This is a genomic window from Streptosporangium sp. NPDC000509 (genome assembly GCF_042898365.1).
Lineage (GTDB): Bacteria > Actinomycetota > Actinomycetes > Streptosporangiales > Streptosporangiaceae > Streptosporangium.
Genome location: NZ_JBIAYX010000040.1, coordinates 1 through 12,892 on the forward strand (window position 1 = coordinate 1; position 12,892 = coordinate 12,892).

Consider the following 12,892-nt stretch of genomic DNA (forward strand, 5'->3'; position numbering starts at 1 on the left):
GGGGGGGGGGTCGGGGGGGGGGGGCGCGGGGGGGCGCGGGGGGGGGGGGGGGGGGGGGGGGGGGGGTTGTTGGGGGGGGGGGGGGTGGGGGGGGGGGGGGGGGGCGGGGGGGGGGGCCCCCCCCCCCCCCACCTCTCCGTATTTCAGTTGACGGTTACCCGTCCGGTGCGGCCGTTTCCGGACTTCACTCTCCCGGTCCTAAAGACCTTCGACGTGAACCGCAGGACGGGAACACCTCAATCGACCTGTTTCCAGGAGACCGCTGAAAACCTCAGCAGACTCTCACGGCCGTGCAGATGGTCGGAGGAGCGGCAGCAGCCCAGACGATCGGGGCGGTGACGATCGGCGCCCTGACGATGTGGGTCCTGACGACCGGGTAACCGACAGTCGTTCCGCTGGTTGTCGCCGTTCCAGGCGGACCTTGCGGTCCGATCGGCCCCTGAGGTCCGACGGGACCCTGAGGTCCTTCGGGCCCGGCTGGTCCTGCCGGTCCTGCCGGTCCTTCAGGTCCGGGTGCGCCGTCAGCGCCTGCGGGTCCGGGTGGGCCTTCGGGTCCTGCGGGTCCTGCCGGTCCTTCGGGTCCGGGTGCGCCGTCAGCGCCTGCGGGTCCGGGTGGGCCTTCGGGTCCTGCGGGTCCTGCCGGTCCTTCGGGTCCGGGTGCGCCATCGGCGCCTGCGGGTCCTGCCGGCCCTGGTGCGCCGTCGAGCCCGTCGGCACCAGCTGGCCCTTCTGGCCCTTCTGGCCCTTCTGGGCCTTCAGGGCCGGGGGCGCCGTCGAGTCCGTCAGCGCCTGCGGGTCCTGCCGGTCCGGGTGGGCCTTCGGGTCCTGCGGGTCCTGCCGGTCCTTCGGGTCCGGGTGCGCCGTCAGCGCCCGCGGGTCCTGCCGGTCCTTCGGGTCCGGGTGCGCCGTCAGCGCCTGCGGGTCCGGGTGGGCCTTCGGGTCCTGCCGGTCCTGCCGGTCCTTCGGGTCCTGCGGGTCCTGCCGGTCCTTCAGGTCCGGGTGCGCCGTCAGCGCCTGCGGGTCCTGCCGGTCCTTCAGGTCCGGGTGCGCCGTCAGCGCCTGCGGGTCCTGCCGGTCCTTCAGGTCCGGGTGCGCCGTCAGCGCCCGCGGGTCCGGGTGGGCCTGCGGGTCCTGCCGGTCCTTCGGGTCCGGGTGCGCCATCGGCGCCTGCGGGTCCTGCCGGTCCTTCGGGTCCGGGTGCGCCGTCAGCGCCTGCGGGTCCTGCCGGTCCTTCGGGTCCGGGTGCGCCATCGGCGCCTGCGGGTCCTGCCGGTCCTTCAGGTCCGGGTGCGCCATCGGCGCCTGCGGGTCCTGCCGGTCCTTCAGGTCCGGGTGCGCCGTCAGCGCCCGCGGGTCCGGGTGGGCCTTCGGGTCCTGCGGGTCCGGGTGGGCCTTCGGGTCCGGGTGCGCCGTCAGCGCCCGCTGGGCCAGCTGGACCTGTGTAGCCCCGAGGGCCCACCGGGCCCCTGGGGCCTGCTGGGCCTGCTGGGCCCGCTGGGCCCTGGATCCCTTCAGGGATTCGGCAGAGGAAGATCGGCAGACCCAGCCACCTGCACAGCGGGATGTAAATCGCATCGCTCGCGGTGGGCTGCAGGCCCTTGTGGATTATCGCTCCGGTGGTTATGGCATCCCCGCTACGGATCACGGTGGGCAGGGATACGAAGTTCGTGCAAATGCTGGCAAGCACCACAGGGCAGGGGTCCCCCTGCGTGCTTCCGGCGGATTGGATTTCGTCGTGGCGAGCCTGCGCCGATATCTGAAGTTGCGAATCGGCTGAAACTGGGACAGGGGAGTGCAGAAGCAGGACGGCCCCGGCGAGCGCGCCGCCCGCAAGGGTCCGTTTCATGAAAGTAGACACGTGCGTTGTTTCTCCCTTCCTGTTGAGAGAAAACGCCGTGCGGACATTCTTGGGGCGCCCAGGAGATAGGCGGGAGAAGTGTGCTTCAAAGCTGGAATGGAAGCTTGATGGAGGGTGCGCGTTTCTTTGCGCTCCAAGCATTTGATTATATTTATAGAGCGTTAATGTCGCCGTTATTGCGATTATTCGGATAAGTGGGCGATAATGTCATAAAGCGTAAATTAGGCTATGGGCTTGTTTCGCGCCAAGGTTCCGTGGCCGAACCCTGCTCCCGGGTCCGCCGCTCGGATCCATGCGGTTTCGTGTGGTCGGACGACGCTGGGGCACGGAAGGCCCGCCGGTAGGCCGAAGGGGAGGTGCGCATCGTCCGGGTGAAGTGATGGCGGAAGGTCGCCGTGCTGTCGAAGCCCACCGCGGACGCGATGTCCTCCACCGGCACGGAGGTGGACTCCAGCATCGTCAGGCTGGCCGCGACCCGTTGAGAGATGACCCAGCGCAACGGACTCGTCCCGGTCTGCCGTCCGAAGTGCCTGATGAACGTACGCGGGGACATGTGCGCGGCCTCCGCCAGGGTGGCGATCGTGATGGGTTCCGCGAGGTGTTCCAACGCCCAGGCCATCGCGGCGGTCACGGCGGCGCCGTCCTCCACGTGAGGGACCGCGGTCTGGATGAACTGTGCCTGCCCGCCCTCCCGGTGCGGGGGGATGACGAGTCTTCGCGCGACCTCGTTGGCCACGCCGGGCCCGTAGTCCTTGCGCACCAGATGGATGAGCAGGTCCAGTCCTGCCGCGCTGCCCGCGCTGGTCAGCACGTCCTCACCGTCCACGTAGAGCACATCCGGATCGACCTCGACCCGCGGGAACCTGTGCTGGAGCAGCTCGGCGTACTTCCAGTGGGTCGTCGCCCTCCTGCCGTTCAGTAGTCCGGCCGCGGCGAGGGCGAACGCGCCCGAGCAGATCGACACGACCCGCGCGCCCCTGTCATGGGCTCGCCGCAGTGCCGTGACCACCTCGGGGGAGACCTCGCCGTGGACATTCGCGACCCCAGGCACGATCACCGTGCTCGCGGCCTCAAGCGCGTTGAGCCCGTGCTCGGTCCGCATCGTGAACCCGCCCGTGACCCGCAGATCGGCGGGAGTCTCGGCGCAGACCGACAGCCTGTACCAGGGCACCTCCAACTCAGGGCGGGCGATGCCGAAGATCTCGACCACGCAGCCAAGCTCGAAAGGCGACATGCCGTCGAAGGCCAGCACGGACACGGCGGGAGGTGTGGCGCGGGACGCCGGCGGAGGGATGAGCATGGCGAGATATTAACGATAAGCGGCGTTCGTGCCACTGTTGGAACCGATCTGCCGACCGACACCATTGTTCGTGCCAGGCATCAACCCCGATGCCATCTCCCGAGCCGGGCATCGCGACCGGTACCTTCCACCACCGCGGACCTCGCCGCCGTCACCGTTGTCTGAAAGGCCGCCCATGTCTGCCCCCGTTCCCTCCCCCTCCGCCGTCACCGCGGTACCGGCCGCGAGGAATGCCGACGCGCTGGCGCACTTCGCCGCCAGGCTGGCGTTCGAGACCGACGTCTCCGACGTCGCCGCCGACCTGGCCGCCGGTGTCACGGACATCGTCGTGGTCGACTCCCGGAGCCGGGAGGGCTGGGAGCAGGGCCATGTCCTGGGAGCCGTTCACCTGCCCACCGCGTTGATCGCCGAACGCGCTCGCTCGGTCGTTCCCTCGGGGGTGACCGTGGTGACCTACTGCTGGGGGCCGGGGTGCAACGGCGCCACCCGGGCCGCGCTGGAGTTCGCCGGACTCGGCTACCCGGTCAAGGAGATGCTCGGCGGCTTCGAGTACTGGGCCAGGGAGGGCTTCCCCGTCGAAACCGCCGCGGGCGTGTCCCGCCGCCCCGCCGACGCCCTGACCGCACCGGTCTCCGGCATCGCCTGCGCCTGCTGACGTCACCTCGACAGACGGCGGACGTACGCGGTGGGCGGCATGCCGATGACGCCGGTGAAGTCGCGGGTGAAGTGGGACTGGTCGCTGTAGCCGAGATCGGCGGCGAGCCGCGACCAGTCGGTTGCGGGTCCGGCTCTCTCGGCGGCCTCGTGGATGCGGTAACGGCGGATCACCCATTTGGGGGAGACCCCGACGTGGTCGCTGAACAGCCGCTGCAGGTGCCGGACACTCAGCCCGTGCAGGGCGGCCAGATCGCCGACGCGGACGATGGCCGGGTCGGTGAGCACGCTCGCGACGAGGTCCGCCGCCCGCTCGGCGACGGGGTCGCGGACGGGGAGCCGCGTGAGCAGGAACCCTTCCAGCGCCCGTACCGCCTCCTCGTCGGAGGCGGCCAGTACGGCCGGGGTCACCGCGTCGGCGTCCGGCCCGAGGATCCGGGAGGCGGGGACGCGGAGATCGGTGATCGTGGACAGCGGGGCGCCGAGGAAGGGGCGGAAACCGGCGGGCCGGAAGCGGGTGCCGACCACGACCCCGGTGCCGGTCAGGACCTCCAGGTAGTCACCGGTGATGACCCCTGCCACGTGGGAACCATGCTCGTGGAAGACCAGGTTCACCGATGGATGGGACACGATCCGCTGCTCGTACGGTTCGTCCAACTCCCAGCGGACGATCCAGTGATGCTCGACGAAGGGGACCAGGGCCGGGTGGCACGCGTGACGCCCGTAACGGAACCGGGCCGCCCCGAAGTGCAGGATGCCCCGGGTGTCGTCGGCGGGCGTACCCGTCACGACGGGATGGGGATGTGGATTTTCGGCAGACCCTGCGGTTCCTTGCCCGGATACTCGCCCCCCAGCATGGTGGCCACGGTGTAGAGGTGCCAGGCGTGGGTGGGTTTCTTCAGGACGGGTTCGGCGAACAGCTTGCGTACCTCGTCTGGCTTGACGATGGGAGACAGCAGGTCCAGGCGGCCGAGGACGTGGTCGCGCATCAGGCCGGTCAACTCGGCGCCGGGACTGGTCCGCCAGTTCCAGCCGCCCCCTCCGGTCTTCGGCGCCGTCAGCACCGGCGGCCTGCGCTGCCAGGGGTAGTAGCGCTTCCCCGCGGTGAACCGCCACGGCTTGCCCTCGACCGGGATGTTCCGCAGAGACGGGGCCAGGATGCCGAGCAGCTCGTAGATGACCTCCTCCGACAGCCGCCAGGTCTGGTCGAGACCCAGCGCGGCGCGGACCACCCGGTTGTCGAAGAACGGCCAGATCTGGTCGCCTCTGCGCAGCGAGCCCGCCCGCGCCCCCGCCTGCCAGCGGCCGACCTTGTAGGAGACGTACATGTGGTCGAGCGCCTCCAGCGGAGCCCGCTTTCGCCAGGGCTCGGCCAGCTCGCGGGCGTGCTCGTTGGCCTCCTCGGTGAACAGCGCGGGATCTCGCAGGAAGGTCACGTCCACCCGGCGGCGCAGCGCCTTCTCGCTCAGGTCGGTCTGGAGCAGCAGCAGGCTTCCGGCCCGCAGGCTCTCCCCGCTCTGCCCCGACATGGTGGGTTTGGCGCTGTAGGGGAGGTAACCGACGATCGACTCGTACGCCGACGTCATCCCCTCACAGGCGCGCAACGTCTCGTAGGTCCGCGCGAGGGGATGCTCGACGACGATCGCATCCTTCTTCTCGACACGGGCCGGGGGGATGACGGTGTGCTCGATGCGCAGCGCGCGGGCGACCTTCCCGGCGATGACCACGTCGGGATGGGTGTCCAGGCCGTTGGTGGTCGCGCGCAGCGGGATGCCGGCCGCGTGCAGCACCGCGGCGATCAGGCGGCTGTCCCTGCCGCCGGTGAGGGCGAGGTTCACCGGCTCCCTGGTCGTGCGCAGCGGCTCCACCGTGGCCAGAAGCGCTTCGGCCAACTCCCGGACAAGGTGTTTCTTCTGCCTGCGTGACTCGGGCGCGGGCACGGCCGTGGGGAGCGGGGTCGTGACGATCGTACGCCGGCCGTTCCTGACGGTCACCGACGAGGACGGTGGCAGCGCGCTCACCCCTCGGTAGGGGGTCTCGTCCGACAGGAAGTATCCCTGCCTGACCATCGACTGCAGCGCGAGCACGTCCCACTCCACGCGTTCGCCGCCGCCCGCGAGGTGGACGAGCAGCGCCCGGCTGCCGATCACGTGCACGTCGGGGGTCTCGGCGTAGTAGACCGGGCAGATCCGGTGGACCGCGGTGGCGGCGGACAGTTCGTCCTCGGTCGCCCGGAACGCCGAGAAGCACCCGCCGATCCCCTCGGTGTCCAGCACCGGCATGGCCGCCAGCCGGTTCACGTCACCCGGTGCGGTCAGGTAGCCGTTCACCCCGGTCACCCGGTCGTGGCCGGTCTCCAGCAGGGGAGGACGCCGTGAGTCGTCGGGCTCGTTGGTCCAGGAGAACACCGCGATCCCGGGACGGTGCCACTCCCGGGATCCGATGACCTCGGGCGGTACGGCGAACGCGCTCTCGATCGCGCCTCTCACGGTGTGCAGCATCGTCTCGGGTATTCCGGCTCCTGGGTGTTTGGCCGCGAGGCCGAGATATACGCGCATGCTGCAGGATCCTATGACGCGTTTTTTCAAGACAGCTGTGAGTTCGGCTCGACAGCATGGCAGGCATGAACGAGATGCTGTCACGTGCCGTCACCGGCACCGCGGCCGTCGCCCGCGGCGTCCGCGACGACCAACTGGGCCTGCCCACCCCCTGCGACGGCTTCGACGTGCGGGAGCTGCTCGGCCACCTGGCCTGGACGGCCGCGATGTTCGAGGCACTGGCCCGCCGCGAGCAGCCGCCGTCGCAGGACGCCGACCACGCTCCCTTCGCGGACAGGGCCGCCGCGCTGCTCGCCGCCTGGTCGGAACCCGGGGTGACCGAGGGCACCAGTCCCACGATGGGGATGCCCATGGCCATGGTGCTCCAGATGGTGCTGGGCGACACGGTGATCCATGGCTGGGATCTGGCCAGGGCCACCGGTCAGGAGTACACGGTGGACGCCGCGACCGGCGAGGCCGTGGCCGCCTTCGTTGAGGGGATGGCGCCGCAGGGACGGCGCCTGGGAGTCTTCGGAAAGGAGGTGCCCGTGGCGAGCGACGCCTCACCGTTCGAGCGGGCGCTCGGGCTCAGCGGACGGGACCCGGCCTGGAAACCCTGATCACGCGCCGAACACGGTTAGCGCTCGCTTGGGTCAAGCCCCCGGCGGACCGCGCAGAGGAGTCGTCGTAGGGGATGACACGCATCCCCAGGAGGCGACATGAAGTCACGTTCGCTCACCATCGTCCTCGCCGTGCTCGCGCTGCTCGCCCTGATGTTCGCCGCCGCCTGCGGCGGATCCGGCAGCGAGCCGGTGCCGGAATCCGGAAGGGCGGTCCCGTCCATGCCCTCGGACGCCGCCCCCGAGGCCGGAGATCAGAGCTCTGAGGGAACCGAGTCCGAGGCCCGGGCCACTCCCGAAAGCGAAGTCACCCGAAGGCGCGACACCTCCGCCGAACAGATCTCGACCTTCGCCCTCGACGTGGACACCGCGTCGTACGGCTACAGCAAACGGATCCTCGCCGAGGGCAGGTTGCCGGAGGCGGGCCAGGTGAGGCCGGAGGAGTTCGTCAACTCCTTCGCCCAGGACTACGCGGAACCCGAGGACGACGGTTTCGCCGTGCACATGGACGGCGCCCGCACCCCGGGAAACGGCACCGCGCTGCTCCGCGTCGGCCTGCAGACCCGGAAGGCGAGCGCGCAGGCCCGGCGGCCGGCGAACCTCACCTTCGTGGTGGACGTGTCCGGCTCGATGGGCGAGCCGGGCAGGCTCGACCTGGTGAGGGATGCCCTGCACAAGCTCGTCGACCAGCTCGGACCCGGCGACCAGATCTCCCTCGTGGCCTTCAGCGACGAGGCGGACGTCGTCCTCTCCATGACCCCCGCGACCGACAAGGAGAGGCTCCACGCCGCCGTCGAACGCCTCGCCATCCAGCAGTCCACGAACCTGGAGGCGGGGCTGACCAGCGGATACGCCGAGGCTGCGGCGAGCTTCAGGGCGGTGGCCGTCAACCGCGTCATCCTGCTCTCCGACGGCCTGACCAACGTCGGCGACACCACCTGGCGCGGCATCCTCGACCGGGTCGAGGATGCCGCGGCCAAGAAGATCACCCTGCTGTGCGTCGGCGTCGGCCGCGACTACGGTGACGAGCTGATGGAGCGGCTCGCCGACAACGGCGACGGCGCCGCGGTCTACGTCGGTTCCGTCGACGACGCGCGCAAGGTCTTCGTCGAGCAGCTCGCCACCAACATCGACCTGCGCGCCCGCGACGCCAAGGCGCAGGTCGTGTTCAACCCCTCGGTCGTGGAGTCCTACCGCCTCATCGGCTATGAGAACCGGCGGCTCGCGACCGAGGACTTCCGTGACGACACCAAGGACGGCGGAGAGATCGGCCCCGGCCACTCGGTGACGGCCCTGTACGAGCTCCGGCTGCGCGGCGGGTCGTCGGGACAGCTGGCCACCGCCACCGTGCGCTGGCAGGATCCCGACACCCGCGACCCGGCGGAAGCCTCTCGCTCCCTCGCGGCGGGCGATCTGGCGAACTCGCCGTGGGAGGGGCCCACGCCGAGGTTCCAGGTCGACGTGGTGGCAGCGGGCTTCGCCGAGTATCTCCGCACCGGGGAGGGGATCGCCGGAGCCACGCCCGGTGATCTCGCCGCCCACGCCACCCGCCTGGCCGCCTCCACCGAGGACCGCGCGGTGACCGAGCTCGCCGAACTGATCGAGAAGGCCGCGTCGCTCCGATAGGCGTGCGTGGGCACTCCATGATCGAGTGGGCCGGCTCCTCGCGAGTCGGCCTCGTGGGCGGCCCACGCCGGTTACGCCGGTTACAGGGTGAGGGGTGATCTCCTATACACTGGCGTGGTCGCCGGGTCAGGCCCGGAGGCGTCGACGAGGGGCTATGGCGCAGCTGGTAGCGCGCCTCCATGGCATGGAGGAGGTCTGGGGTTCGAATCCCCATAGCTCCACCTCTGATCGTTTCTGGGTCAGCTCAGTGACGGCCGACGAGATCCCGTCCGATCGTTTGATCGGACGGGATCTCGTCGTTTCCGGGGTCTCGCGATCGCCGGCCGGGCTTCGAATGAGCCGTGGAGCGGGAAATCATCGCGACGGCACCTGAGTGATTAAGGGACGGCGACGCTTCTTGGGTATTCCGTACGGCGTCGCCGCCGGCTCGTTCCCGGAAATTTGTCCACGCTCTGCACTAACTCACGTGGCCCCGTGGCGGTTATGAAAGTTTCTTCGGGATTTCGTGCGCGGGCGAGGTCTGAGAGCGAACCGCAGGGGCCTCGACGACCGTCTTGAACGGTCGGCAATGGGATGACCTTCCCCTTCCGAGCAGCCAGAAGACGTCGAGGGCGGGCGTCGTGCGCCTTTGGTTGAGATGTGGTGTTTCCGGGCCAGGGGGATTGGTCGGATCCGGCCCGGAACGGATTCCTTGACTTAACGGGTTAAGTGAACTTGGCTCACCGAAACCATGTGAATGACCTGGGGGTTCAGGGCGTTCGGCTCCGGTCCTGCGCCCAGGAGGGAGGCAAGAACATGATCTTGCGACAACGAGGACCGGCGATCCTCAGGAGCGCGACGGGAATCCTCTGCCTGGCGGCGGGCCTGCTCGCGGCGCCGGCCTCCGCCGCGTCGGTCTCCGCGGCGCCCGGCTGCCAGGTCGCCTACTCGGTGGCCTCCCAGTGGGGCGACGGGTTCGGCGCGAGCGTCACGATCACCAATCTGGGAGACCCGCTCAACGGCTGGCAGTTGAAATGGTCGTTTGCGGCCGGACAGAGTGTGACGCAGGGCTGGAACGCGACCTTCTCCCAGAGCGGCAGCACGGTGACCGCCGCGAACGTCGCCTACAACGGCGCTCTGGCGACCGGTGCCGCCACCACGATCGGCTTCAACGGCAGTTGGAGCGGATCCAACCCGGTGCCCACCTCCTTCACCCTCAACGGGGTCGCGTGCACCGGTTCGGTCACCAACCCGCCGTCGCCGAACCCCACCCCCACCCCCACCCCCACTCCGACGCCTCCGCCGCCCAACACCGCCGGTCTGGTCGGCTGGGCGACCCAGGGGGGAGGCACGACCGGTGGCGGCAGCGCGGCCGCCACCACGGTGACGAGCGCGTCGGCCCTGACGAGTGCCGCCTCGGGGACGGGCGCGGCCGTGATCCGGGTGTCGGGCACGATCTCCTGCTCGGGCATGCTGAGGATCGGCTCCAACAAGACGATCATCGGTAACTCCGGAGCGACGATCGTCGGCTGTGGCCTGAACGTCTCCAACGCGTCCAACGTGATCATCCGGAACCTGACCTTCAGGAACTGGGACGACGACGCGATCAACGTCCAGTACTCGACCCGGGTCTGGATCGACCACAACACGCTGTCCAACGGTTACGACGGCGCCATCGACATCAAGCGCGCCAGCGACTACGTCACCGTGTCGTGGAACCGCCTGTACAGCCACGACAAGGCCATGCTGCTCGGGCACAGCGACGACAACGGCTCCGAGGACAGGGGGCACCTGCGCGTGACCTACCACCACAACTGGCTCGACGGCACCAACCAGCGCAACCCCCGGGTGCGCTTCGGCAACCCGGTGCACGTCTACAACAACTACTACTCCAACGTCAGGGGATACGGGGTCGCCTCCACTCAGGGCGCCGGTGTGCTGGTCGAGGGCAACTACTTCGAGAACGTCCCCGACCCCTACCACCTGGGCGAGGCCGCGTCGGGCCCCGGCACCCTGGTGGCCCGCAACAACCATCTGACCGGTTCCGGCAGCGGGCAGCAGGGTGGTTCGGTGGCCTCCATCCCGTATTCCTACGGCCTTGATGGAGCGTCCGCCGTCAAGTCCATCGTCACCTCCGGTGCGGGAGCAGGAAAGATCAACCTCTGAACGGCCGTGAAGCCGATTTCCCGGGGCGTTATGTCCGCCCCGGACCGTGTCCTCGCTTCGCAGGGCGGAGCTGGAGGGGACGCGGCCCGGGGCGGAAAAGAGAAAAAGTCGAATATCGCTCACCGTCTTGACGCTCCCAATGGCGCTCCTTAGCATTCTTTCACCGATATCGGGAGCGAACCGATCGACGACGACCCTCAATATGGCACTCGACCAGAAATTTGGTCGAGTGCCATATTGGTGTGTCTCGACGGCAACGTGGCGGGTGCGAAGGAGAGGGCTTGAACAAGCCGTTCGGCCGCGGCGGAAACCGTCGACGCGGCGGGTCGACTCGCCAGGACGACCACCTCCGGCAGGAACACACGCCGGGGAATACGCGCGGGATTTCATGCGGTTTTTTGTGCGGTTCCCCGGCGAGGAGGACCGCGATGACCGGTAGTGGCCGGAGATGAATGACCTGAAAGTCCGCTTCTCCGGCTCCCGATCGGGCCGATGGCCCATAACGACCGGTCAGAGGAATGTGCTGGGCTGGATCAGCCCGGACCTGCCGGGGCCGGCCGACATCCTGTCAACGGTGGTGCGTGTGCCCCGGGGAAGCACCATGGACGCGGTCGGTGTGGCGCTGGGCGCGCTGATCGGTCGTCAGGAGGCACTGCGGACCCTGCTGCGGGACGGTGAGCAGTTCGTGCACGCGTCGGGGACGCTCATCGCCAAGGTGGTCGAGGCCACGGGCACTCACCAGGACTGGTTCCTGCCGGGCGGGGCTTTCGATCCCGCCGTCGACCTCCCGGTGAGGGCGAATGTGGTGACCCGATCGGGATCTCCGTTCCTGGTCGTCCTGCACGTGTCGCACGTGGCGGCGGACCTGTCGGCGATGACGATTCTGCGCGCCGAACTCGCCGCGCTGCTGGCGGATCGGCGGCTTCCTCCCGCCGCCTACCATCCCGCCGACCGTGCCGCCTACGAGCTCACCCCGGCCGGGCGGCGCCAGCTGGAGGGGGCGACCGGATACTGGGCCCGCCAGCTGGCGGAAAGGCCGTTGTGCTCGCTCGGTCTGCCCTTCCGCTTTCCCGACGCTCGCGGCCATCATCACGTGCTGCTGGGCTCCCAGGCCGCCGCGGAGGCGGTGGTCCAGGTCGCGGCGAAGACGGGCGCGCAGCCGTCGGCGGTGGTGATGGCCGCGTTCGCGGCGCTTCTGACAGGCTGGACCCAAGACCCGGAATGTCAGCTGCACTGCCTGTGCAACAACCGTTTCTCCCCGGAGTTGCGTGACTACGTCGGCACGCTCGCCCAGGACACGATCATTCCTTTCAGTGCCTCGTCCTCGTTCCTGAGGTCGGTCCGGCGGACGAACGCCGCCGCCCTGACGGCTTACAGGTATGGCCGATACGACCCGGTCCGACTGGACGAGACGATGGGCGCGGCGGAACGGGCCCGAGGTATGCGCTGTCACCGCGACGTGGTCGTCAACAACACGAGCGGCCACGTGCATACGATCCTGCCGAGGGCCGGGGTGGAACCCGGCATGGGCGATCGCGTGTTCGGCGCCCCCGCGGAGTTCGACATCTACCGGCTGGACGGCAAGCTCGGCTGCGGGCTCGCTCTCGATGCCCGCCTGGCCACCGCCGACGAGACCGCAGGCATCCTCGGCGGAGTCGAGCGGCTCATCGTCGCCGCCGCCGACGGCGACGTCGATCCGGCGGAGTTCGGGATCCCCCCTGCGCAACGGGGGCCGGGCTGGGTGCGTGCCCGATCGTGCTGGGTCGATCTCTCCGGTGTCCAGTCTGCGGTGGATCTCGCTCTCGGCCCCGGTGTCGCGCGGATCGAGGCCGTCGGCGACGGGCTGATCGCGCGGGTCGGGCGGGACACCGACCCCTCCGCCGCCGCCAGGGCGGTGGTCGAGGCGGTCCTGCGCGAAGGGCGCCACGGTGTCGTCGCCCCCGGCGACTACGTGCGGGCCGTCGGTTGAGGAAGACCGGCCATGAGCGTGTTCCCCGATGCTCTTCCCGGGGAGCACACCGCATGGCCGGTCGTCCTCACCTGCCGGACCTGAGGGGTCAGACATCCCTGGACGTTTGTTGTCAAGCAGCGAGGTCGTTTGATCGATGTGACCAGGCGGTTGCTTGGTCGTAGGGGCTGTGGGTTTTGAGGC

At 69.5% G+C, this 12,892-nt stretch carries 9 protein-coding genes and 1 tRNA gene; 6 read left to right on the forward strand and 4 right to left on the reverse strand.

The genetic code is table 11. The annotated features are described in order from the left end of the window. Positions 1-282: 282 nt before the first annotated feature. Both ACFY3D_RS39360 and ACFY3D_RS39365 read right to left on the reverse strand, forming a co-directional pair. Positions 283-1,575, reverse strand: coding sequence for a hypothetical protein (locus ACFY3D_RS39360; protein WP_389989613.1), 1,293 nt, complete (start codon positions 1,573-1,575; stop codon positions 283-285). 509 nt (positions 1,576-2,084) lie between these two features. Next, entirely contained in the window at positions 2,085-3,158 is a 1,074-nt protein-coding gene (locus ACFY3D_RS39365; RefSeq protein ID WP_389989615.1) for a helix-turn-helix domain-containing protein, read from the reverse strand. A 175-nt stretch (positions 3,159-3,333) separates the two neighbouring features. On the opposite strand from ACFY3D_RS39365, the gene ACFY3D_RS39370 reads away from it, so the two are divergent. Continuing rightward, positions 3,334-3,813 carry a rhodanese-like domain-containing protein gene (locus ACFY3D_RS39370; RefSeq protein WP_389989617.1) on the forward strand — a complete coding sequence of 160 codons (480 nt, stop codon included), beginning with the start codon at positions 3,334-3,336 and terminating at the stop codon, positions 3,811-3,813. Positions 3,814-3,815: 2 nt separating this feature from the next. Here the strand turns inward: ACFY3D_RS39370 and ACFY3D_RS39375 are convergent, their stop codons facing one another. Together ACFY3D_RS39375 and ACFY3D_RS39380 are read right to left on the reverse strand one after the other, a co-directional pair. Next, on the reverse strand, positions 3,816-4,601 hold the full coding sequence (locus tag ACFY3D_RS39375) for a DUF6597 domain-containing transcriptional factor (RefSeq protein ID WP_389989619.1): 786 nt from the start codon (positions 4,599-4,601) through the stop codon (positions 3,816-3,818). Next, entirely contained in the window at positions 4,598-6,370 is a 1,773-nt protein-coding gene (locus ACFY3D_RS39380; protein ID WP_389989621.1) for an asparagine synthase-related protein, read from the reverse strand. Before ACFY3D_RS39380 ends, ACFY3D_RS39375 begins: the two co-directional genes overlap by 4 nt. A gap of 65 nt (positions 6,371-6,435) precedes the next feature. Between ACFY3D_RS39380 and ACFY3D_RS39385 the strand changes: the two genes are divergently transcribed. The 5 genes from ACFY3D_RS39385 to ACFY3D_RS39405 all read left to right on the forward strand — a co-directional run bounded on the left by ACFY3D_RS39385 (position 6,436) and on the right by ACFY3D_RS39405 (position 12,709). After that, on the forward strand, positions 6,436-6,969 hold the full coding sequence (locus ACFY3D_RS39385; RefSeq protein WP_389989623.1) for a TIGR03086 family metal-binding protein: 534 nt from the start codon (positions 6,436-6,438) through the stop codon (positions 6,967-6,969). A 99-nt stretch (positions 6,970-7,068) separates the two neighbouring features. Continuing rightward, the gene (locus ACFY3D_RS39390) at positions 7,069-8,595 is read left to right on the forward strand and encodes a von Willebrand factor type A domain-containing protein (protein ID WP_389989625.1); all 1,527 of its coding nucleotides are present in this window, start codon (positions 7,069-7,071) and stop codon (positions 8,593-8,595) included. A 148-nt stretch (positions 8,596-8,743) separates the two neighbouring features. Next, a tRNA-Ala gene (locus ACFY3D_RS39395) sits at positions 8,744-8,816 on the forward strand. Between the two features lie 574 nt (positions 8,817-9,390). Continuing rightward, positions 9,391-10,740, forward strand: coding sequence for a cellulose binding domain-containing protein (locus ACFY3D_RS39400; RefSeq protein WP_389989627.1), 1,350 nt, complete (start codon positions 9,391-9,393; stop codon positions 10,738-10,740). A gap of 574 nt (positions 10,741-11,314) precedes the next feature. Then, the gene (locus ACFY3D_RS39405) at positions 11,315-12,709 is read left to right on the forward strand and encodes a condensation domain-containing protein (RefSeq protein WP_389989629.1); all 1,395 of its coding nucleotides are present in this window, start codon (positions 11,315-11,317) and stop codon (positions 12,707-12,709) included. The last annotated feature ends 183 nt before the right edge of the window (positions 12,710-12,892 follow it).